Here is a 22,269-nt window from a genome sequence, read left to right on the forward strand (position 1 = left end):
TCAACTCTCCGGAGTTTCAGCCTGATGCTTGCTCAACCAGTTTGCCAGTTGGCAATATTGCGCCACAGAGACGTTCTCTGCACGCAGCGAGGCATCGATTTCTAATTGATCCAGCGCACCAGCCGCAAACATATGAGCCAGGCTGTTGCGCAGCGTTTTACGGCGTTTACCAAAGGCTTCGGTGGTAATGCGGCTCAGCAGACGAATATCGCTAACCGGATGCTGCGGTTGCATATACGGCACTAAACGCACCACGGCCGATTCCACTTTCGGTGCCGGCGTGAACGATTCTGGTGGTACTTCGAGCACAGGAATCACCTGGCAATAGTACTGCGCCATCACGCTCAAACGACCGTAAGCTTTGCTGCCCGGACCGGCGACTAAACGATTCACCACTTCTTTCTGCAGCATGAAGTGCATATCTTTAATCGAACCAGTATAGCTGAAAAGGTGGAACATCAGCGGCGTCGAGATGTTGTACGGCAGGTTGCCGAACACGCGCAGCGGCTGGCCTTTCTCTTGCGCCAGCGCAGAGAAATCAAAGGTCATCGCATCCTGCTGGAAAATGGTCAGCTTTGGACCGAGGAACGGGTGCGTTTGCAGACGCGCGGCAAGGTCGCGGTCCAGCTCGACTACGGTCAACTCATCCAGACGTTCGCCTACCGGCTCAGTTAATGCGCCAAGGCCGGGGCCGATTTCCACGATAGCTTCACCTTTTTGCGGGTGAATGGCGGAGACAATGCTATCGATAATGTACTGATCGTTCAGGAAGTTCTGCCCGAAACGTTTACGGGCGTAATGCCCCTGATGGACGCGATTATTCATTACTGCTCTTGATCATAGTGATGGCGAGATTAAGCGCCGTGATAAAGCTGCCCGGTTCTGCCTGGCCGAGACCGGCTAATTCAAGCGCGGTGCCGTGATCGACAGAAGTCCGGATAAAGGGCAGGCCAAGTGTGATATTCACCGCGCGGCCAAACCCCTGAAATTTTAGCACCGGTAAGCCCTGGTCGTGATACATCGCCAGAACCGCATCGGCATGTTGCAGGTATTTCGGCTGGAACAGCGTATCGGCTGGCAGAGGTCCGGTGAGCTGGATGCCTTGCTGGCGCAGTTCGTTGAGAGCCGGAATGATGGTATCAATCTCTTCGCGGCCCATATGGCCGCTTTCGCCGGCGTGCGGATTGAGGCCGCAGACGAAGATATGGGGATTGGGTAAACCAAATTTCTGCTGCAGATCACGATGTAAAATGGTGATAACTTCATGCAGCGTGTCGCGGGTAATCGCGGCAGAAACATCTTTCAGCGGCAGATGCGTGGTGGCCAATGCTACGCGCAACTCTTCCGTTGCCAGCATCATCACTACTAAATCGCCACCGGCGCGATCGGCAAAAAACTCAGTATGACCGGTAAACGGAATGCCGGCATCATTGATCACGCCTTTATGCACCGGACCGGTAATCAGCGCGGCAAATTCGCCGTTCAGACAGCCGTCACAGGCGCGCGCCAGCGTTTCCAGTACATAGTGGCTGTTCGCAACGTTGAGTTCACCGGCAGTCACCGGTTTAGCGGTATCGACCTGCAGCAGCGTTAGCGTGCCGGCCTGCTGCGGTTGTGCTACTGCAGGTTGATAATCACGCAGCGTCAGCGGCAAACCCAATAAAGCAGCGCGACGGCGCAAAAGCTCGCCGTCGCCGCAGACCACCAATTCAACTGGCCAGTTTTGCTGCGCCAGTTGAACGGTGAGGTCGGGACCAATCCCGGCGGGTTCGCCGGGCGTGATCACCACACGATAATTACTGACCATTGTTATCGAGAATCTTCACGTAAGCACTGGCGCGCTGTTCCTGCATCCAGGTTTGCGCTTCTTCCGCGAATTTACGATTAAACAGCATGCGATAGGCGCGCTCTTTCTGCGCGGCATCGGTCTTATCAACCTGGCGCGTATCCATCAACTGAATCAAGTGCCAGCCAAAGGAAGAGTGAACCGGCTGACTAACCTGGCCTTTCTGCAGTTTCAGCAAGGCATCGCGGAATGCCGGATCGTAAATCTCCGGAGATGCCCAGCCAAGATCGCCACCCTGGTTCGCCGAACCCGGATCGTCTGAGAACTCTTTGGCCGCTGCTGCGAAAGTGGTTTTACCACTTTTAATGTCGGCCGCGATCTGTTCGATCTTCGCCTGCGCCTGCGCGTCAGTCAGGATCGGTGACGGCTTCAGCAGAATGTGACGCGCATGCACTTCCGTTACAGAGATGCTTTTGCTTTCGCCGCGCAGGTCGTTCACCTTCAGGATGTGGAAGCCGACACCTGAACGGATTGGACCGACGATATCGCCTTTCTTCGCGGTGCTCAGCGCCTGCGAGAACAGCGTTGGCAACTCTTCGATTTTGCCCCAGCCCATGTTGCCGCCTTTCAGCGCCTGCGGATCGGCCGAGTAAGTTACTGCCAGCTTGCCGAAATCGGCGCCGCCTTTCAGCTGAGCAACCAGTTGGCGAGCCAGCGTTTCCTGGTCGTCAACCTGCTGCTGCGTCGGGTTTTCTGACAGCGGCAGCAAAATCTGGCTGATATTCAGTTCAGTACCTTGCGTGTTCTGCGCGCCGACCTGCGAAGCCAACGTATCCACTTCCTGCGGCAGGATAGTGACGCGGCGACGCACTTCGTTGTTACGCACCTCGGCAATCGTCATCTCTTTACGGATCTGTGCACGGTAGACGTTGTAGTTCATACCGTCGTAGGCCAGACGGCTACGCAGTTGATCGAGACTCATGCGGTTTTGTGCGGCAATGTTCTGAATCGCCTGATCCAGTTGCTGATCGTTAATCTGCACGCCCGCTCTTTCACCCATTTGCAGAATGATGGCATCCATGACCTGGCGCTCAAGGATTTGATGACGCAAAGTTTTGTCATCCGGGAGTTGCTGGTTTGCCTGCTGCGCCTGTGATTTCACGGTGCGCATCATGTTATCAACGTCACTTTCCAGTACCACGCCGTTGTTCACGACGGCGGCAACTTTATCAACCACTTGTGGGGCTGCGAACGCAGTGTTAGCGGTAATCGCTACACCAAGAATCAGCATTCTCCAGTTCTTCATACTTTATCCATTGTTGTTTCCGCACTGCGGGAGAGCCTGTCAAACATCACAACATCAGAAAGCGCGCTGGTAAGGAATGATGCCCTGACGCAGCATTTCATTGGTGCCTAAGCCATAGTTAGAACTCAGACCACGCAGCTCAATGTTGAATGAGATTTGGTTGTCATACTTACTGTCGTTGTTTTCCCAACCGTTGATCTTGCGTTCGTAACCCAGACGAATGGCATAGCAGCAGGAGCTGTACTGCAGGCCGACCAGCTGTTCAGCTGGACGACTGTTGCGGGTATCGTAGTAATAACCGCCCACCAGTGACCATGCGTCCGCAATTGGCCAGCTGGCAGTGCCGCCCACTTGTGAAATCCCGTTTTTGTAGATCGGGTTAGTCACCAGGCTTGAGTTGTTCAGCGCCTGCGCCACGTATTCCGGGCTGCTGTAGCGATAGCTCAGCTGCACCATACGATCGGCATCCTGACGATACTCAAGCACGGCATTACCTTGCGCGACGTTATCAAGGCGGGTGTCATACTGCAGACCGCCACGCGCCCCCCAGCGATCGCTGATTTTCCAGTAAGTGTCACCGGCCCAAACCAGGCTGCCAGTGTCATCTTCTTTGTTCGTCTGGTTTACACCGGTACGAGACGGGGTAAACGAGTAGATTTGACCCACAGAAACATTAAAACGTTCAACAAGATCGTTATCATAAATACGCGTGGTCACGCCAGTCGCCACTTCGTTAGCCGAAGCGATACGATCCAGACCGCTGTAGGTACGATCGCGGAACAGGCCGGTATAGTCAGTTTGCAGCAGCGTAGAGTCGTACGGATAGATATCGCTCTGGTTACGATATGGGACATAAAGGTACTGAACACGCGGTTCCAGCGTTTGCGTGTAGCCTTGTTGCCAATCCATATCACGGTCAAAAACCAGGCGACCGTCCACTTTAAATTGTGGCAGGGTGCGGTTAACTGAATTTCTTAGTTGGTTGTCGCCAGTTCTATTAACCGATGTGTTGTAGTAATCAACATCATCTTGCTGATAATGGGTCGCCAGGAATTTTGCTTCGGTATCCAGGCTTGCCCAACCATTAGACAGGGGGAGATCGAGCGTTGGCTCAACATGCAAACGCGTTGCTTCCGGCATGCGGCTATCAACGTTGGTGAATTTCACTGCCTGGGCAAAAATACGTCCATCAAACGGCCCCATATCGTTCTGATAGAAGTTCAGATCGAGTTGTGGCATCGCACGATAGATGTTTCTGTTGCTGGTACTTCCGAAGACCTGGAAATCTTTCGTTGAAAGCGTTGCATCCCAATTGGTGTCGGCGTACCCCAGACTGAATTTTTGTGTCGCATAGCCATCGGTGGAGCTGTAGTACTTCGAGTCGAGATCGTTGAAGTAATACGGGTCGCTTACCTTGGTATAATCGGCGCTGAAACGCCAATGCTGTTCATATACACCTGCATGACGCCAGTAAAATAACCAGCGGTCATCACTGGAATCATTCGATACCAAAGGACGCGCGCTTTTATCTTTGTTGTATTGCTTATCTGAGGGGAGATAATCCAACTCCATCAAGCCCGCACCAAACACCGTTAAATAGCGGAATTCGTTCTGCAACTGCAGACCACGCTTTTCCATATAGTGCGGCGTGATAGTGGCATCGGCCTGCGGCGCGATGTTCCAGTAATACGGCAGCATGAATTCGAAGCCATTATTACTGCCGTATTTCGCATTCGGGATCAGGAAGCCCGAGCGGCGACGATCGCCAATCGGTAACTGAAGATAAGGGCTGTAGAATACCGGCACATTGCCGAGCTTAAAGCGGGCGTTCCAGATCTCCGCGACTTCTTCTTCGCGGTCCTGAATCACTTCGGAGCCGACCACGCTCCAGCTGTTGGACCCCGGCAAACAGGAGGTAAAGCTGCCGTTTTCCAGAATCGTGTAGCGATTATTACCGCGCAGCTTCATCTGATCGGCATCGCCGCGGCCCTGGCGGCCAACCATCTGATAATCACCGTTCCACACGTTAGTGTCTTTGGTGTTCAGATTCGACCAGGCTTTCGGACCTTTGAGGATGACCTGATTGTCGTCATAGTGCACATTACCCAGCGCATCCACGGTACGAACCGGCGTGGTTTGGCCATCTTGCTGACGCTGATGCAACTGCATTTCGTCGGCGCGCAGGCGGCTGTTGCCCTGCTGCACGTCGACATTACCGGTGAACACCGCATCATTCGGATAGTTGCCTTTAGCCGAATCAGAATGGATGGTGACCGGCAGCGAGTTGGCGTCGCCATTGACCAGCGGGCGGTTGTAACTCGGCACGCCCAGCATGCACTGCGACATCAGATCGTCGGCGAGTGATGACTGGCTATAAAGCGCTGCACCAATCATGGTAGCCAGCAAGGTAGGTATACGTTTTTTCATACGCGGTTTCGATAATTCCATGAAAACTGGCATCATGCCGACAATCCGGTCAGAGACTAACTTACTGCCCGGCGTTGCGCCAGTGTTAATCCTTGTCTGTCCGCGTTGCCGTTAGGCGCTGAGATAAATGACAGGTATGATAATGCAATTTTCAGCCGCAAGCATGGCGAATTGAGGAGTTTATGCGCTACTGGGGAAAAGTAATTGGTCTGGCGCTCGGGATATTTTCCGGGGCAGGCTTTTGGGGCATTGTACTGGGTCTGATCATTGGTCACATGTTTGACAAAGTGCGCAGCGTAAAAGGACAGGGCTACTTCGCCAATAACCAGGCGCGCCAAACGCTGTTTTTCAGTACCACCTTCCAGGTGATGGGCCATTTGACCAAGTCAAAAGGGCGCGTCACCGAAGCGGATATCCAGATTGCTTCCTTATTTATGGATCGTATGCAGCTGCATGGCGATGCACGCACTGCTGCGCAACGTGCGTTCCGTGAAGGCAAGCAGAGCGACTATCCGCTGCGTAGTAAATTGCGCGAACTGCGCAGCGCCTGCTTTGGCCGATTTGATCTGATTCGGATGTTTCTGGAAATCCAAATCCAGGCCGCCTTTGCCGATGGTTCACTGCATCCCAACGAACGTCAGGTGTTGTATGTGATCGCCGAAGAGCTCGGCATTTCACGCGCGCAGTTCGATCAATTCCTGCGCATGATGGAAGGCGGTCAGCAATTTGGCGGCGGCGGTTCTTCACGTGGCGGCGCCTATCAGCAGGCGCAACGCGGTCCAACGCTGGAAGATGCCTGCAGCGTGTTGGGCGTGAAAAGCAGCGATGATGGTACCACCATCAAGCGCGCATACCGCAAGTTGATGAGCGAGCATCACCCTGACAAGCTGGTAGCGAAAGGTTTACCGCCGGAGATGATGGAGATGGCGAAGCAAAAAGCGCAGGAGATTCAGGCGGCTTACGATTTGATTCGTAAGGAGAAGGGGTTTAAGTAATTTTATTGTTGTCCCCCATCCCGGCCTTCCCCCGTAAACGGGGGAAGGAGATGCTGCCACATGTAGTTCCAACACTGATATATTGCAGCATCTTCCTCCCCCATTTATGGGGGAGGACCGAGGAGGGGGACAGCAAGCTACATCACTAAAATTCCGCCGGCTGCCTGAACGTCATGCTGTTGCCAAACGCCGGATGTGTGATCGTCAGCGACTCCGCATGCAGCTGCAAACGCGGCGCCATTGCCAGCGCCTCTTCATGCGCATAAAAGCGGTCGCCAAGAATCGGATGCCCCAGCGCCAGCAGATGCACGCGCAGCTGGTGTGAGCGTCCGGTAATGGGCTTGAGCTTGACGCGCGCACTGTTCGTCGCTTCATACTCCAGCACCTGATACTCGGTTTGCGCCGCTTTGCCGTTCTCAAAACACACCATCTGCTTAGGCCGATTCGGCCAGTCGCAAATCAGCGGCAGATCGATTAAACCCTCCTCTGCCGCTGGATGGCCCCACACGCGCGCCACATAGTATTTAGAGGGCTCGCGTTCACGGAACTGGCGCTTGAGCTCACGCTCAGCCGCTTTATTCAGGGCCACGACGATCACGCCGCTGGTGGCCATATCAAGACGATGCACCGATTCCGCCTGCGGGAAATCACGCTGGATACGCGTCATCACGCTATCCTTGTGCTCCTCCAGACGGCCCGGCACCGACAGCAACCCGCTCGGTTTATTCACCACCATAATGTGCTCGTCCTGATACAGAATATGCAGCCAGGGTTCGAGCGGCGGGTTGTAAGCTTCCATCAGCATGAGGTCGCGGTCCTGAACATTATTGGTGCGTGACAACGATCAGGCGCAGCGCATCAAGACGCCAGCCGGCATCGCCCAGGCTTTCCAATACCTGTTCGCGATTGCTTTCCAGCGCTTCAACCTCATCATCACGGATGTTGGGGTTAACCGCGCGCAGCGCTTCGAGGCGTGACAGCTCAGCGCCGAGCTTCTCTTCGGCTTCCACTTTCGCTGCTGCGATAATCGCCTGCGCTTCTGGCACGATCGCTTTCTCCGCCTGGGTCAGAATCTCATGCACATCTTGCTGCACTGCATTCACCAGCTTGCTGCCGGTATGGCGATTCACCGCATTCAGCTGACGGTTAAAGCTTTCGAACTCCACTTTGCCCGCCAGATTATTACCCGCACGATCCATCAGCAAACGCACCGGCGTTGGCGGCAGGAAGCGGGTGAGCTGCAGGCTTTTTGGCGCTTGCGCTTCAACCACATAGATCATCTCGACCAGCAGCGTACCGACCGGCAGCGCCTTGTTCTTCAGCAGCGACAGCGCACAGCTGCCGGTATCGCCCGAAAGAATCAGGTCAAGACCGTTGAGGATCAGCGGATGTTCCCAGGTAATAAACTGAGTATCTTCGCGCGACAGCGCCTGGTTGCGGTTAAAGGTCACGGTGCAACCCTCTTCCGGCAGGCCAGGGAAATCAGGCACCAGCATGTGATCGGATGGTGTCAACACGATCAGGCTATCGCTGCGGTCTTCCTGATTGATACCGACGATATCGAACAGGTTCAGTGCAAAGTTAACCAGATCGGTATCGTTGTCCTGCTCGCCGATGGCATTCGCCAGCTCCTGAGCCGCATCTCCGCCATTGGAGTTCAGTTCCAGCAGGCGATCGCGGCCCTGTTCCAGCTGTGATTTCAGCGCATCGTGCTGCTTACGGCTCTCGCTGACGAACTCATCAAGCCCCTGCGGATTTTCCGGCGCGGCAAGATATTCAATCAGCTGATTGTACTCTTTGTCATAAATGGCGCGGCCGGTTGGGCAGGTGTGTTCAAACGCGTCCAGCCCTTCGTGATACCAACGCAGCAGCACCGCCTGCGCAGTTTTTTCCAGCCACGGCACCAGAATCTGGATGTCATGCATTTGTCCGATACGATCGAGACGACCAATACGCTGCTCCAGCAGATCCGGGTTGAACGGCAGGTCGAACATCACCAAACGGCTGGCGAACTGGAAGTTACGGCCTTCAGAACCGATTTCGGAACACAGTAACACCTGCGCGCCATCCTCTTCGGAGGCGAAGAAGGCCGCTGCGCGGTCGCGTTCGATAATCGACAAACCTTCGTGGAACACGGCGGCACGGATGCCTTCGCGCTCACGTAAGACCTGTTCCAGCTGCAGCGCGGTCGCCGCTTTGGCGCAGATCACCAGCACCTTCTCTTTGCGGTTGCTGGTGAGGTAACCCATCAGCCACTCAACGCGCGGATCGAAGTTCCACCACGTGCCGCTATCGCCTTCAAATTCCTGATAAATCTGCTCGGGATACAGCATGTCACGCGCGCGCTCTTCTGCGCTTTTGCGTGTGCCCATGATGCCGGAGACTTTAATCGCGGTTTGATACTGCGCGGGCAGCGGCAGACGAATCTGGTGCAGCTCACGTTTCGGGAAGCCTTTCACGCCGTTACGGGTATTACGGAACAGCACGCGGCTGGTGCCGTGGCGATCCATCAGCATTGAGACCAGCTCTTTACGCGCATCTTCTTTGCCATCGCGATCGCTGTTCGCCACTTGCAGCAGTGGCTCGATATCCTGTTCACCGATCAGATCGTTGATCAGGTTCATCTCATCTTTGCTGATGGCGTGATCGGCCAGCAGCGAGCTCACCGCATCGGCCACCGGACGATAATGTTGCTGCTCTTCGACAAATTGGCCGAAATCGTGGAAACGGTTCGGGTCAAGCAGGCGCAGACGCGCAAAGTGGCTCTCTAAGCCCAGTTGCTCTGGCGTTGCAGTCAGCAGCAGTACGCCCGCAGTTTTCTCTGCCAGCTGCTCGATAACCTGATATTCACGGCTCGGTGCGTCTTCGCTCCATGCCAGATGGTGCGCTTCATCGACCACCAGCAGATCCCACTCGGCATCGGCCAGCAGTTCAAGACGCTGCTTGTTACGGCGCACAAAATCGAGCGAACAGATAATCAGCTGCTCGGTTTCAAAGGCGTTGTCGCTGTCGTGCTGCGCTTCGGTGTAGCGATCGTCATCAAACAGCGCAAAGCGCAGGTTGAAGCGACGCAGCATTTCCACCAGCCACTGATGTTGCAGCGTTTCCGGCACCACAATCAGCACGCGCTCGGCACGACCGGCCAACAGCTGTTGCTGGATGATCATCCCGGCCTCAATGGTTTTACCCAAGCCCACTTCATCCGCCAGCAGCACGCGCGGCGCGTGGCGACGGCCGACATCGTGAGCGATGTGCAGCTGATGCGGAATCAAATTGGTGCGCATCCCGCGCAGGCCGCTGATCGGCAGGCGGTATTGCTCGCTGTGATATTTACGTGCGCGGAAACGCAGCGCAAAGCGGTCCATGCGGTCGAGCTGACCGGCGAACAGGCGATCCTGCGGCTTGCTGAACACCAGTTTGCTGTCCAGCATCACTTCGCGCATGACGACGCCGGTTTCTTCGGTGTCGAGACGCGTGCCGATGTAAGTCATTAAATCGTTTTCGTTGCGGACTTCATCGACGCACATCTGCCAGCCTTCGTAGCTGGTGATGGTGTCACCCGGATTGAAAATCACACGAGTAACCGGAGAATCATTTCGGGCATACAGGCGGTTTTCGCCGGTTGCCGGAAAAAGCATGGTGATCATGCGCGTATCGATCGCGACCACCGTGCCCAATCCCAGTTCACTTTCCGTATCACTAATCCAGCGCTGACCCAGTGTAAAAACCATATATTTTTTGCTCGACTCTCTGACATGCCATAAAGAAGTTCACCTGTACTCAGGCAATACCCAACCGCCAAACGGGTGTTTGGTCAGATTGTGTGTGCGGTGAGAATCAGGAAGGGCGCTATGGTACTGGATGGCAAGGCATTCGTCACCTGTCAAAAAAGCCCCAGCTGTCCAGTAATGAGTGTAGCAAAGTCATCACCGACGAAGGGTAAAATGCCGTCAGCCACCGGCTGCAGCTGTTTGGTGACGTAATGATCGTAGTCGAGAGGCGTATTCCGCGCCTCAAGCGGTTCCGGGCCGGCTGTTGCCATTACATAGCGAATAGAGCCGCCATTTTGATACTGCAACGGGCGCTGCAGCTTACGGTTGTGCTCATCGGCGAGGCGCGCAGCGCGCACGTGTGGCGGCACATTGCGCTCGTAATCTTTCAGCGCACGGCGCAGGCGTTTTTTATACACCAGCTGATCGTCGAGTTCACCGGCCAGCAGCTGCGCCACCGTTTCCCGAATGTAATCCTGCCATGGCTCGCCACGGAAAATGCGGCTATAGAGAGTTTGCTGGAACTGCTGCGCCAGCGGCGTCCAGTCGGTGCGCACCGATTCGAGGCCTTTAAACACCAGCCGCTCACCGCTATCGCTGCGAATCATACCGGCATAACGCTTTTTGCTGCCCTGTTCGGCACCGCGAATGGTTGGCATCAGAAAACGGCTGAAGTGGGTTTCATACTCCAGCTCCAGCGCGCTCGCCAGCCCATAAGTCGATTGCAGATGCTGCTGCCACCAGCCATTAACCTGTTCAGCCAGGTGACGACCAATCGCCGTCGCCTCCGCTTCACTGCGCGCGCCTTTCAGCCAGACGAAGGTGGAATCGGTATCGCCGTAAATCACATCAAAGCCTTCCGCTTCAATCAGTTCGCGCGTTTGTTGCATGATAGCGTGGCCGCGCAGGGTAATGGATGACGCGAGGCGCGGATCGAAGAAGCGACAGGCGCTGGTGCCGAGCACGCCATAAAAAGCATTCATGATGATTTTCAGCGCCTGCGACAGCGGTTTGTTGTTGTCGCGCTTGGCGGATTCACGCCCTTGCCAAATCTGTTCCACTATTGCCGGTAAGCAGTGGGTTTGGCGGGAAAAACGTGCGTTGCGAAAACCTGGCACCGAATCGGTATCATCCGGATGCGCCAGGCCTTCCACCAGCCCAACGGGATCGATGAGGAAGGTGCGAATAATTGAGGGATAGAGGCTTTTGTAATCCAGCACCAGCACCGAATCGTACAGGCCGGGCCGCGAATCCATCACGTAGCCGCCGGGGCTGGCTTCCGGCGCTACTTCACCGAGATTCGGCGCCACGAAACCGGCGCGATGCATACGCGGGATATAGAGATGACCAAAAGCCGCCACCGAACCGCCGTGGCGATCCACCGCTAAACCGTTTACCGTGGCACGTTCCAGCAGGAACGGCATGATGGCGGTGTGCTGGAAGATACGCGTCACCAGCTCGCAATCTTTGAGGTTATATTTCGCCAGCGCCGGCTTATCGTTGGCAAAGCGCCAGTTGATCTCCTCCATGCGATCCCACGGATTGTCGATGGCTTTGCCTTCGCCCAGCAGCTGGCGCGATACCGCTTCAAGGCTGAAAGAGGGGAAATCCCAGAAGGCAGATTTGAGCGCGTCGATGCCATCAATAATCAAGCGGCCCGTCGCCTGTGCGAAGAATACGCCGGGTTTGAAGCCGTGCTCGCGCCACTCCAGCGCCTGCTTGTGACGTCCTAAACGCAGCGGAATGCCGTAACGATCGGCGTGTTTCTGCAATACGCGCAAGTCGAACTGCACCACGTTCCAGCCGATAATCACATCCGGTTCATGCCGCTCAAACCACGCGTTGAGCTGCTCAAGCAGCTGCGGGCGGCTATCAACATAAATCAGCTCAAAATCGAGCGTGCTGGCATCGCCATTGGGCGGGCCAAGCATGTAAACCTGGCGCTGGCCGCAGCCTTCCAGCCCGATGCAGTAGAGTTCGCCATGCTGCGTGGTTTCGATATCCAGCGATACCCATTTCAGCTGCGGACGGTAATCAGGATGTGGCTTCAGGCGCGCGTTGACCACGCTGTCGCCGCGCGTTTCACCGCTAAACCACACCGGCGCAGTGATAAAGCGCTCCATCAAATAGCGTTCGGGTGGACGAATATCCGCTTCATACACCGGAATACCGTTTTCACGCAGGCGCTTTTCCAGATTTTGCAGCTGGCGATTGCTGCGACAATAGAGGCCAAACACCGGGCGGCGGCGGAAATCCTTCAGCGCCAGCGTTTGCAGGCGTGTGTGTCGCTCATCGCGGATCAGCGCTTCGGTTTGCGTGCGAAACTCCTCGGGAACAAACGCAACGGATTCCTGAGCAGGCAGCACCAGCCGCTGCGGGCCGCTGTCGGTTGCCAGCCATAGCACCACTTCGCTGCCGGTCGGCGTATCTCGCCAATGTCGGGTAAGCAGAAAACCTGCGCGCGGATCGGTCACGTGAACTCCAGAGGATGAATTGCAGTGAGTATAACATGGATGTTTATACAGTGTCCCGCAGGCGAAATTGTCACCACTTTGTCAACATCGTCCTACAATTCTTGCCTTGACGGTGGCGCAATGGCTCTGGACAATCCAGCCTCTATATTCCGCAGAGGATATTTATGGAAGCCTGGATTCAACACCTGTTTTCGCAATCGCTGGAGTACGCGCTGATCGCCGTTGCGCTGGTGACTTTCCTTGAGTCGCTGGCCTTCGTGGGATTGCTGTTGCCGGGCACGGTATTAATGGCCAGCCTTGGGGCGCTGGTCGGCAGTGGACAAATTGGGCTTTACCCGGCGTGGGCGGCAGGTTTTGCTGGCTGCCTGATCGGGGATTGGGTTTCGTATGGCATCGGCTGGAAGTTTCAGGGGCCGCTGCATCGTTGGAAATACATACAAAAATACAAAGGCTTGCTCGATAAAACTGAACATGCGCTGCATCAGCACAGCATGCTTACCATTTTGGTAGGGCGTTTTGTTGGGCCGACGCGTCCGCTGATTCCGCTGGCGGCCGGCATGCTGGAACTGCCGGTGCGCAAGTTCCTGCCGCCTAACCTGATTGGCTGCATTCTCTGGCCACCCGCTTATTTGATGCCGGGCATTCTGGCGGGCGTGGCGATTGACGTGCCGCAGGCCGCGCAGGGCGGCAGCTTTAAGTGGTTGCTGTTGCTGGTGGCGTTGCTGCTGTGGATCGGTGGCTGGTTGCTGTGGCGCTGGTGGCGCAGCGGCAAAACCGTCGATTGGGCAACGAAATATCTGCCGACTGCGCGCCTGCGCTGGCTGGCTCCTCTAATGGCGGCAATGGGTCTGGGCGCGTTTATCGCTATCCAGTTCCATCCAATGATGCCGATCTTCCGCCACCTGCTGTGGAAAGTCTTCTTCGCTTAACGCGACGTCACGCCAAGGATGGCGGCCGCCTCACTTTCACCACGCACCAAACTTTCAGTGCTGCCATCCCAATAGATGCGCCCATCGACGATCACCAAACTGCGCGGCGCAATTTGCTGAGCATCTTCCAGACTGTGCGACACCATCAACAAGGTGATGTTGCGGCTTTCGCATACCGAACGAACCAGCTGCAGCATCTCGTTGCGCAGCGCCGGATCCAGCGCTGAGAAGGGTTCGTCCAGCAGCAAAATTGGCTGATTGCGCAGCAGGCAACGCGCCAGTGCCACGCGCTGACGCTGGCCGCCGGAAAGCTCGCCAGGCAAACGCGTGAGCATTGCCTGCAGGCCAGTTTGCTCGGCGATGTCTACGACTTGCTGCTGCTGTTCGCGCGTCAGTTTCAGGCCCGGATGTAAACCCAACGCCATGTTTTGCTGCACCGTGAGATGCGGAAAAAGGTTGTTCTCCTGGAACAGCATGGAAACTGGCCGCGCCGACGGCACGCTGTGAGTATGATCGATGCCGTTCATCACCAGCGCGCCTTGATTGATTGGCAAAAAGCCGCCAATCAGACTCAGCAAGGTACTTTTCCCCGCGCCGCTCGGACCGAGGATCGCCAAACGTTCACCTGCCTGCGCCGCAAAACTGAAGCGCATCGGCAGATGCTGATAAAGGTAAGTGAGGTTATTCAGTGTCAGCATGGCGACCCGGTAATTTTTCCATCAGAGTAAAGAGTAACAAGCAGAGGAGCAGCAATAGCAATGCGGTGACGGCGCCGTCCGCACCGCGATAGGCGCCAATCTGCTGGAACAGATAGAAGGGCAGCGTGCGGAAATCGGCGCTACCAAACAGTGCGACGACGCCGAAATCGCCAATCGACAGCACGCAGGCAAACGCCAGCGCCTGAGCAATGGGACGTTTCAACGCGCGCAGCTCAATCAGCCGCAAACGGTTGAAACCGGAGATGCCGAGTGAAGCGCAGAGCTGGCTGTAACGGGCGCTGATATCGCGCATCGGATTCTCCAGCACTTTCATGGCGTAAGGGATGGCGATCAGGGCGTTAGTGAAGATCACCAAACCATCGGCGCGCTGCGGCAGACCTACGGTGGCGTTGAACAGCAGGAAGAAACCGCTCGCCAGCACAATGCCCGGCATCGCCAGAATCAGCATGCCGCTCATCTCCATCGCCTGCGCCGCTATCACGTTCTGGCGCTGTCGCAGTTCGCGGCTGCTCCACAGCAGCATCATGGTCAGCACCACGCAAAGCAGGCCAGCACCGATAGCGATGCGCAGCGAGGTAAAGGTGGCTTGCCACAGCGCCGCTTGTTGCAGTGCACCGGCGACGCCGCCGCGCAAACCATCGACGATTACCGCCGCCAGCGGCGGTAACAGCAGCAGCAGCGCCAGGCCAATCAATACAGTATCGTTGGTGCGCGCCTGCCATGAATCCTGCGGATCGCGCCAGCCGCGAATGCTCTGGCTGCCGGTGGGAATGGCTTTACTGAAGCGCTGGCTCAATAGCACCAACAGCAAACAGCAGCCGAGCTGTAACAGCGCCAGCAGCGCCGCGCGGCCCGGATCGTAATCGAAATTTAGCGCCTGATAGATCGCCAGTTCCAGCGTGGTCGCTTGTGGTCCGCCGCCCAGCGCCAGCACCGTGGCGAAGCTGGCGAAACAGAGCATAAAGATCAGCGCTGCCGTCGGCAGAATCTGACGGCGCAGCCACGGCCATTCCAGCCAGCGAAACAGATTCCAGCCGCGCAGGCCGAGCTGGGCGGCGACTTGCCGCTGCTCGCCGGGAATACTCTCCAGCGCCTGTAACAGCAGGCGCGTCGCCAGCGGCAAGTTAAAGAAGACGTGCGCCAGCAGAATGCCCTGCAGGCCATACGGCGAAAAGTGGTAGTCAAAGCCAATGGCCGCGCACAGTTGCGCCAGCCAGCCGCTGCGACCGTAGACGCTGAGCAAGCCAAACACCGCCACCAGCACCGGCAGCACCAGCGTCATGGCGCATAAGCGCAGCAACAGGTTGCGACCGGGAAAACGGCGGCGATAGAGCGCGCGCGCCAGCAAGATTGCGGGCAGCACTGAGAGCAACGCCGACAGTAGCGCCTGCTCGAACGAGAACAGCAGCACATGATGCAGATAACTGTCGTTGAGCAGCGCGCGCCAGTCGGTGGCCGGCGCAACCATCACCAATGCGCCAAACGCCAGCAGCGCCACCGCGCACAGCAACAGCGCGACGGCGCTACCGGGAATTAACCAGCCGGACATTAACGGCTAACGGCGCTTTGCCATGCGCTGATCCACGCGGCGCGATGGTCGGCCACTTCGGCTGGCGTGTATTGCAACGCCTTGGCGGGCACCTGCAAAGCTTGATAACCAGCTGGCAGATCGCTTTTGATCACCGGATACATCCAGTTGCCAGTGGGAATGGTCTGCTGGAAAGCCGGAGAAACCATAAACTGCATGAACTGCTGCGCCAGCTTGGGCTGTTTGCTGCTGGCGAGCTGCGCGGCCACTTCCACCTGCAAATAGTGGCCTTCGCTAAATTCGGCCGCAGCGTAGTTCTCTTTCTTCTCTTCGATAATGTGATAAGCCGGAGAAGTGGTGTAGCTCAACACCAGATCGCCTTCGCCCTTCAGGAACAGGCCGTAAGCTTCACTCCAGCCTTTGGTGACGGTAACGGTTTTTTGTGCCAGCTTCTGCCACGCGTCAGGCGCGTTGTCGCCATAAACTTTTTGCATCCACAGCAGCAGGCCAAGACCCGGCGTGCTGGTGCGCGGATCTTCATAAATCACACGCCATTTTTCCGGGCTTTCAACCATCTCTTTCAGGCTTTTCGGCGGATTCTTCAGTTTGTTTTTATCGTAGACGAAGGCGAAGTAGCCATAATCGAATGGAATGAAGGTGTCGCTGTGCCAGCCATCTGGCAACGTTAATACTTTGGTATCAACGCTGCTTTTGGCAAATAGCCCGGTTTTCTCCGCTGCCTGCACCAGATTGTTATCCAGCCCCAGCACCACATCGGCTTTGCTATTTTTGCCTTCCATGCGTACGCGATTAAGCAGCGATACGCCATCTTCCAGCGCTACGTACTTCAGTTCGCAGCCGCACTGCGCTTCAAAGGCTTTTTTTACCGCTGGACCGGGGCCCCAATCGGCAGAAAACGAATCGTAGGTGTAAACGGTGAGAACCGGTTTGGCAGCGAAAGCCGGTGCCGCAACCAGCAGCAACACAGGCAGAACTTTGTTTAACACTTTGCGCTCCTTGAGGAGAAGATAAGGTCGAGTCGCAAAGGATCTGAGGAGTGAGGCATCTCAAATCCCTACGCCGGTATTAGCCGGATCAGGTTCGACGGGTTTCTCTCAGCCCTGATTTCAAGGCACCCCGTTGAGAACGGCTCATTCTAGACATTTATATGACAGCGCGAAAGGATCACAGCTCCGGCGGCGCAAACCAGGCCGATTTGAAGTCAAACCAGCCAAGCGTATTGAGGCGCACGCCACGCATACTGCGCTGCCCTTCCAGCAGCAGCCAGTGATGGAACAGCGGATGCAGATAGTCGCTGTCGATCAGCTGCTTACTCCATTCCGCCAACGGTAAATCCTTTTGCCGCCAGCGTGCGGCATCGGCTTGCCAGTCAATGGGGATGCAGTGATGCATCAACGGCAGCTCAAACAGTTGGGCGAACAGCGCGTACTCGAGCGGCAGGGTAAAGTTAACGCTGCCGAGCCAGATGTCACTTTCACCTTCGCCCTCGAACCACTCTTCGTAGCTCACAACGCGGGTGATCAGCTCAACACCTTGCTGCGCCAGCAGCGGTCGCAGCGCGTTGGCGATACCTTCATGCTCAACGTGATGGCTGTACCAGCTCAGCGTCAGCTGGGTTAAACCTGCTGGCTTGTCGGCGGACGTGAGATCGCGGCGATGGTGCCAGCGCGGCAGCAAGCCATAAGCGGGGAACCAGTAACGCTGATAGCCGACGCCAGCATGATTCAGTAAGGCGATCGGATTAAACAGATAACTCACCCAGCGGCGGAAATGCGCATCGCGGCCCAATTCGGAGCGCTGATCGTAAAGCAGGAAGTAGCAGCCTTCCTCCAGACGACTTTCTTCCGATTTTTCGTCAGCGGTTTCGCCCTGCAGTTTGACTCCGGCATACACCAGCTCATCACTGATTTCCGGCAGCACCCAAATCGACACATCGTCAATCAGCGCGCGATAGCCAAAGTAATCATCGAAGGCGGCGATCTTCAGCTGCGTTTGCTGATTGCGCACCACGCTGTACGGGCCGGTGCCAATTGGCTGTCGCGCAAACTGGCGCAGCGTTGGCCATTCGCGCGGCAGAATCATCGCGCTGACGCTGGCCAGCAGCCACGGTAACCAATCGTCCGGCTGGCTCAGATGGATATCCAGCGTCCAGGGCGCGGGCGAATCCAGTTTACTGATGTGAGAAAACAGCGGCTGGCTGCGCACGCGTTCCAGCGAAGCAATCACATCCGCCATTTCCAGTTCACGGCCATGATGAAAACGTATCGCCGGGCGCAGGAAGAAGCGCCACTGCAGCGGCGAGGTTTGCTGCCAGTGATGGGCGATATCCGGTTCGATTTCCCCCTTTTCCTCATTTATGCGCATCAGGCCGTTGAAAATTTGCCGCGCCAGATGGGTTTCCGAACGGCGCAGCGGTGAACCGGGCAGCAGATTGGGCAGCGGGCGATAATAGAGCACACGCAGGATATGTTTGCCCTGGCGGAAGCTACGACCTAAATGTGCCGCGATCATCTGGCGCACCTGATTTTTATCGCCCACCAGTTGCACTAACTGTTCGATGCGATCCTGCTCAAGTAGATCCTCAGCACGCTGCTGCTGAAGCGCCAGGCCGGTATAGCAGAAACTCAGCATCGAGCGCTTGCCGCGTCCCGCTTCCGCCTGCCAAATCAGCCAGCCTTCGCTCTGCATGGCATTGAGCAGGTTGCGCATATGGCGACGCGAGCAGTGCAGCAGATCGGCCAGCTCGTTGAGCGTGGTTTCCTGATCCTGCCCCTGACAGCTTTGCCATAAGCGGATGAATTGCTGCTGCAAACGTGAAGAAGACATAAAAGGGGAACTCCTTGTCAGAATCGCTCAGTTTTTCCTGCCTCATATTAGAGGCATACTGCCCGGCAATGGAAGAGCGGGAGGCATTCAGCAATGAATGGCGCTCTGCCAGCGGTTCCACCGACGTGGAACCTCTTTCTGAGTAGGGTGCATTTTCACCGCCAGCAGCGCTTTATCTGCTGGCTTTTTACGTTTTGCTGTAGAATCTTCTACCCTCATTTCTCTACCTATTTTTTTATTCGCAAAGGGATTTCTGCATGAAATCGCTGTTAACGCGTCAACGTCGCATCAATCCGGTCTATCTCTCGTTTATGGCGGTGTCGTTTATGACTGGCGTGGCCGGTGCGCTGCAGGCGCCGACACTCAGCCTGTTTCTGACGCGTGAAGTGCAGGTGAGTCCGTTCTGGGTCGGCTTGTTCTTTACCATCAATGCGATCGCCGGGATTGTGATTAGCCTGCTGATGGCGAAACGCTCCGATAACCAGGGCGATCGCCGCAACCTGATTCTGTTTTGCTGCCTGATGGCGACGCTGAATGCGCTGCTGTTTGCCTTCAATCGCCACTATTTAACGCTGGTAACGCTAGGCGTGTTTTTGTCGGCGCTGGCCAGCGTGTCGATTCCGCAGGTGTTTGCGCTCGCGCGCGAATATGCCGATCAGTCGGCGCGTGAAGTGGTGATGTTCAGCTCGGTGATGCGCGCGCAGCTGTCGCTGGCGTGGGTGATTGGGCCGCCGCTGTCGTTTGCGCTGGCACTCAACTACGGCTTTGTGACGCTGTTTTGCGTGGCGGCGGGGATTTTCCTGCTGAGCATGCTGCTGATCTGGCGCACCTTGCCCTCGGTGCCGCGCGTGGTGGCATCGCCTGAAGCGGTACTGACGCAGCTCAGCCCGTGGAAAGACAGTCAGGTGCGGTTGCTGTTTATCGCCTCCGTCACCATGTGGGCGTGCAACACCATGTATATCATTGATATGCCGCTGTATATCAGCGCCACGCTTGGCCTGCCGGAGAAGCTGGCGGGACTGCTAATGGGCACCGCCGCCGGGCTGGAGATTCCAATCATGCTACTGGCCGGGCATTACGCGCGGCGCACCGGCAAACGCAAACTGATGCTGCTGGCGCTGGTGGCGGCGATTGTGTTTTATCTCGGATTGGTGATGTTCCAGTCGCGTACTGCGTTGATGGTGTTGCAACTGTTTAACGCTGCCTTTATCGGCATCATCGCCGGGATTGGCATGCTGTGGTTCCAGGATTTAATGCCGGGCCGCGCGGGTGCGGCGACGACGCTGTTCACCACCTCGATTTCCACCGGCATGATTATCGCCGGCATCATTCAGGGCACCATGAGCGAGCGCTTTGGTCATGAGTCGGTTTACTGGCTGGCGTTGGGGCTGGCGGTGCTGGCCTTGGGATTGGCGTCGCGCGTGCGGGATGTATAAAGGATAAGGGCGACATCACGTCGCCCTTGTTGCCTTAGCGTAAGAACGCGGGCTGATTGGTTTCGTAGCTGGAGATTGACGCTTCGTGTTGCAGCGTCAGGCCAATGCTGTCGAGACCGTTGATCATGCAGTGACGGCGGAAGCTGTCGATTTCGAAGCTATACGTCTTATCGCCTGCCGTAACAGTTTGCGCTTCCAGATCCACGGTGAAGCTCACGCCCGGCTGCGCGGCAACCAGTTTGAACATCTCATCCACTTCTTCATCGCTCAACTTCACCGGCAGCAGCTGGTTGTTAAAGCTGTTGCCATAGAAGATGTCGGCGAAGCTTGGCGCGATCACCACGTGGAAACCGAAATCGGTCAGCGCCCACGGCGCATGCTCGCGCGATGAGCCGCAGCCAAAGTTCTCACGCGCCAGCAAAATACTGGTGCCTTTGAACTCGGGTTTGTTCAGCACAAAGCTGGCCGTTGGCACAGTGCCCGCATCATCTTCAAAACGCCAGTCGTGGAACAGGTGCGCGCCAAAACCGGTGCGCGTCACTTTCTGCAGGAACTGCTTAGGAATGATGGCATCAGTGTCGACGTTGGCCGCATCCAATGGCGCCACAATTCCGCTGTGTTGAGTAAATTTGTTCGCCATGGTTTACGCTCCCTGAGTCAATTCACGAATATCGGCAAAACGACCGGTCACGGCAGCCGCAGCGGCCATCGCCGGGCTCACCAGGTGCGTACGTCCACCGCGGCCCTGACGGCCTTCAAAGTTACGGTTGCTGGTTGATGCGCAACGTTCGCCTGGATTCAGGCGGTCATTGTTCATTGCCAGACACATCGAGCAACCCGGCAAACGCCATTCAAAACCGGCTTCGAGGAAGATTTTGTCCAGGCCTTCGGCTTCGGCTTGTGCTTTCACCGGACCGGAACCTGGCACCACCATCGCTACCACGCCCGGCGCCACTTTGCGGCCTTTGGCAATCGCGGCAGCGGCGCGCAGATCTTCAATACGTGAGTTGGTGCAGGAACCGATAAACACTTTATCGATCGCCACGTCAGTCAGTTTGATGCCTGGCTGCAGATCCATATACGCCAGCGCTTTCTCTGCAGAAGCGCGCTCGACCGGATCGGCAAAGGATTGTGGATTCGGGATCGCTTGATCGACCGCCATTACCTGGCCTGGATTGGTGCCCCAGGTCACTTGCGGAGCGATATCTTCGGCATGCAGCGTGACGATGCTGTCGAATTTGGCATCGCTGTCGGACTTCAGCGTGCGCCAGTAAGCCACCGCTTGTTCCCACTGCTCGCCCTTCGGCGCGAATTGCTTGTCTTTGAGGTAAGCGAAAGTGGTGTCATCCGGCGCGACCAGGCCCGCTTTGGCACCCATTTCAATCGCCATGTTACACAGCGTCATGCGGCCTTCCATGCTCAGCGCTTCAATTGCTGGGCCACAGAATTCGACAACGTGACCGGTACCGCCAGCGCTGCCGGTTTTGCCGATGATCGCCAACACGATGTCTTTGGCAGTGATGCCCGGCGCAGCTTCGCCCAGCACTTCAATCTTCATGGTTTTCGCGCGGCCCTGTTTCAGGGTTTGCGTGGCAAACACGTGCTCAACTTCGGAAGTACCGATACCGAAAGCCAGTGAACCAAACGCGCCGTGGGTGGCGGTGTGGGAATCGCCGCACACAATGGTCATGCCCGGCAAGGTCATGCCTTGCTCTGGCCCAATCACGTGCACGATGCCCTGGAACGGGTGATTCAGGTCATACAGCTGAATGCCGAACTCAGCACAGTTTTTCATCAGCTCTTGCATCTGAATGCGCGCCATCTCGCCAGACGCGTTGATATCTTTGGTCTGCGTCGAAACGTTGTGATCCATGGTGGCGAAGGTTTTCGACGGCTGGCGCACCTTGCGGCCGTGCGCGCGCAGGCCATCAAAGGCCTGCGGTGACGTCACTTCATGGATCAGATGGCGATCGATATAGAGTAACGGCGTTTCGTTAGGCGTTTCATGGACGACATGTGCATCAAATAACTTCTGGTATAAGCTTTTCATTT

Annotated in this window: 16 protein-coding genes and 1 riboswitch; of the genes, 3 read left to right on the top strand and 13 right to left on the bottom strand. The window is 56.4% G+C overall.

What is annotated here, in order from left to right; translation table 11 throughout:
• The 4 genes from rsmA to lptD are packed head-to-tail and all read right to left on the bottom strand — an operon-like array spanning window position 1 to window position 5,519.
• Entirely contained in the window at window positions 1-825 is an 825-nt protein-coding gene (rsmA, locus tag AC6I8A_RS03650) for a 16S rRNA (adenine(1518)-N(6)/adenine(1519)-N(6))-dimethyltransferase RsmA (RefSeq protein ID WP_061718142.1), read from the bottom strand.
• Window positions 818-1,807: a 4-hydroxythreonine-4-phosphate dehydrogenase PdxA gene (pdxA, locus tag AC6I8A_RS03655; RefSeq protein WP_256695578.1), complete on the bottom strand. Its 990-nt coding sequence runs from the start codon at window positions 1,805-1,807 to the stop codon at window positions 818-820. The genes rsmA and pdxA overlap by 8 nt, the downstream gene beginning before the upstream one ends.
• Window positions 1,797-3,092 carry a peptidylprolyl isomerase SurA gene (gene surA, locus AC6I8A_RS03660; RefSeq protein ID WP_256695579.1) on the bottom strand — a complete coding sequence of 432 codons (1,296 nt, stop codon included), beginning with the start codon at window positions 3,090-3,092 and terminating at the stop codon, window positions 1,797-1,799. Before surA ends, pdxA begins: the two co-directional genes overlap by 11 nt.
• A 54-nt stretch (window positions 3,093-3,146) precedes the next feature.
• Window positions 3,147-5,519: an LPS assembly protein LptD gene (gene lptD / locus AC6I8A_RS03665; RefSeq protein WP_256695580.1), complete on the bottom strand. Its 2,373-nt coding sequence runs from the start codon at window positions 5,517-5,519 to the stop codon at window positions 3,147-3,149.
• A 182-nt stretch (window positions 5,520-5,701) separates the two neighbouring features.
• Between lptD and djlA the strand changes: the two genes are divergently transcribed.
• Entirely contained in the window at window positions 5,702-6,514 is an 813-nt protein-coding gene (gene djlA / locus AC6I8A_RS03670; protein ID WP_061718138.1) for a co-chaperone DjlA, read from the top strand.
• Window positions 6,515-6,659: 145 nt separating this feature from the next.
• On the opposite strand, the gene rluA is transcribed toward djlA, so the two are convergent.
• The 3 genes from rluA to polB form a co-directional block, all read right to left on the bottom strand.
• Window positions 6,660-7,319, bottom strand: coding sequence for a bifunctional tRNA pseudouridine(32) synthase/23S rRNA pseudouridine(746) synthase RluA (rluA, locus tag AC6I8A_RS03675; RefSeq protein ID WP_154154246.1), 660 nt, complete (start codon window positions 7,317-7,319; stop codon window positions 6,660-6,662).
• 19 nt (window positions 7,320-7,338) lie between these two features.
• Window positions 7,339-10,245: an RNA polymerase-associated protein RapA gene (gene rapA, locus AC6I8A_RS03680; RefSeq protein WP_154154243.1), complete on the bottom strand. Its 2,907-nt coding sequence runs from the start codon at window positions 10,243-10,245 to the stop codon at window positions 7,339-7,341.
• 152 nt (window positions 10,246-10,397) lie between these two features.
• A complete protein-coding gene (polB, locus tag AC6I8A_RS03685) occupies window positions 10,398-12,758 on the bottom strand; it encodes a DNA polymerase II (RefSeq protein WP_497818054.1) in 2,361 nt (786 codons plus the stop codon).
• 164 nt (window positions 12,759-12,922) lie between these two features.
• Here polB and AC6I8A_RS03690 point away from each other — a divergent pair, with 164 nt between their 5' ends.
• A complete protein-coding gene (locus AC6I8A_RS03690; protein ID WP_265301161.1) occupies window positions 12,923-13,687 on the top strand; it encodes a DedA family protein in 765 nt (254 codons plus the stop codon).
• Here AC6I8A_RS03690 and thiQ read toward each other — a convergent pair.
• The 4 genes from thiQ to sgrR form a co-directional block, all read right to left on the bottom strand.
• The gene (gene thiQ, locus AC6I8A_RS03695; protein WP_265301163.1) at window positions 13,684-14,385 is read right to left on the bottom strand and encodes a thiamine ABC transporter ATP-binding protein ThiQ; all 702 of its coding nucleotides are present in this window, start codon (window positions 14,383-14,385) and stop codon (window positions 13,684-13,686) included. The two genes, AC6I8A_RS03690 and thiQ, sit on opposite strands and share 4 nt — an antisense overlap.
• A complete protein-coding gene (thiP, locus tag AC6I8A_RS03700; protein ID WP_497818055.1) occupies window positions 14,369-15,955 on the bottom strand; it encodes a thiamine/thiamine pyrophosphate ABC transporter permease ThiP in 1,587 nt (528 codons plus the stop codon). The genes thiQ and thiP overlap by 17 nt, the downstream gene beginning before the upstream one ends.
• A complete protein-coding gene (gene thiB / locus AC6I8A_RS03705) occupies window positions 15,955-16,941 on the bottom strand; it encodes a thiamine ABC transporter substrate binding subunit (protein ID WP_497818056.1) in 987 nt (328 codons plus the stop codon). The genes thiP and thiB overlap by 1 nt, the downstream gene beginning before the upstream one ends.
• Before the next feature lie 47 nt (window positions 16,942-16,988).
• A riboswitch (TPP riboswitch) is annotated at window positions 16,989-17,084 on the bottom strand.
• 35 nt (window positions 17,085-17,119) lie between these two features.
• Window positions 17,120-18,781: an HTH-type transcriptional regulator SgrR gene (sgrR, locus tag AC6I8A_RS03710; RefSeq protein ID WP_293797826.1), complete on the bottom strand. Its 1,662-nt coding sequence runs from the start codon at window positions 18,779-18,781 to the stop codon at window positions 17,120-17,122.
• 257 nt (window positions 18,782-19,038) lie between these two features.
• Here sgrR and AC6I8A_RS03715 point away from each other — a divergent pair, with 257 nt between their 5' ends.
• Complete coding sequence (locus AC6I8A_RS03715; RefSeq protein WP_256695591.1) at window positions 19,039-20,217, top strand: MFS transporter; 1,179 nt, start codon at window positions 19,039-19,041, stop codon at window positions 20,215-20,217.
• Between the two features lie 34 nt (window positions 20,218-20,251).
• Here the strand turns inward: AC6I8A_RS03715 and leuD are convergent, their stop codons facing one another.
• Both leuD and leuC read right to left on the bottom strand, forming a co-directional pair.
• Complete coding sequence (leuD, locus tag AC6I8A_RS03720; RefSeq protein ID WP_008108627.1) at window positions 20,252-20,857, bottom strand: 3-isopropylmalate dehydratase small subunit; 606 nt, start codon at window positions 20,855-20,857, stop codon at window positions 20,252-20,254.
• A 3-nt stretch (window positions 20,858-20,860) separates the two neighbouring features.
• Window positions 20,861-22,267, bottom strand: a complete 1,407-nt coding sequence (gene leuC / locus AC6I8A_RS03725) for a 3-isopropylmalate dehydratase large subunit (protein ID WP_256695593.1) — start codon at window positions 22,265-22,267, stop codon at window positions 20,861-20,863.
• Between the last annotated feature and the right edge of the window lie 2 nt (window positions 22,268-22,269).

It is taken from the genome of Pantoea sp. X-Soil-ISGK-275, assembly GCF_059730795.1.

Coding starts and splice junctions, on each gene's coding strand:
- rsmA (WP_061718142.1), bottom strand. CDS start 825: ATGAATAATCGCGTCCATCAGGGGCATTACGCCCGTAAACGTTTCGGG.
- pdxA (WP_256695578.1), bottom strand. CDS start 1,807: ATGGTCAGTAATTATCGTGTGGTGATCACGCCCGGCGAACCCGCCGGG.
- surA (WP_256695579.1), bottom strand. CDS start 3,092: ATGAAGAACTGGAGAATGCTGATTCTTGGTGTAGCGATTACCGCTAAC.
- lptD (WP_256695580.1), bottom strand. CDS start 5,519: ATGAAAAAACGTATACCTACCTTGCTGGCTACCATGATTGGTGCAGCG.
- djlA (WP_061718138.1), top strand. CDS start 5,702: ATGCGCTACTGGGGAAAAGTAATTGGTCTGGCGCTCGGGATATTTTCC.
- rluA (WP_154154246.1), bottom strand. CDS start 7,319: ATGCTGATGGAAGCTTACAACCCGCCGCTCGAACCCTGGCTGCATATT.
- rapA (WP_154154243.1), bottom strand. CDS start 10,245: ATGGTTTTTACACTGGGTCAGCGCTGGATTAGTGATACGGAAAGTGAA.
- AC6I8A_RS03690 (WP_265301161.1), top strand. CDS start 12,923: ATGGAAGCCTGGATTCAACACCTGTTTTCGCAATCGCTGGAGTACGCG.
- thiQ (WP_265301163.1), bottom strand. CDS start 14,385: ATGCTGACACTGAATAACCTCACTTACCTTTATCAGCATCTGCCGATG.
- thiP (WP_497818055.1), bottom strand. CDS start 15,955: ATGTCCGGCTGGTTAATTCCCGGTAGCGCCGTCGCGCTGTTGCTGTGC.
- sgrR (WP_293797826.1), bottom strand. CDS start 18,781: ATGTCTTCTTCACGTTTGCAGCAGCAATTCATCCGCTTATGGCAAAGC.
- AC6I8A_RS03715 (WP_256695591.1), top strand. CDS start 19,039: ATGAAATCGCTGTTAACGCGTCAACGTCGCATCAATCCGGTCTATCTC.
- leuD (WP_008108627.1), bottom strand. CDS start 20,857: ATGGCGAACAAATTTACTCAACACAGCGGAATTGTGGCGCCATTGGAT.
- leuC (WP_256695593.1), bottom strand. CDS start 22,267: ATGAAAAGCTTATACCAGAAGTTATTTGATGCACATGTCGTCCATGAA.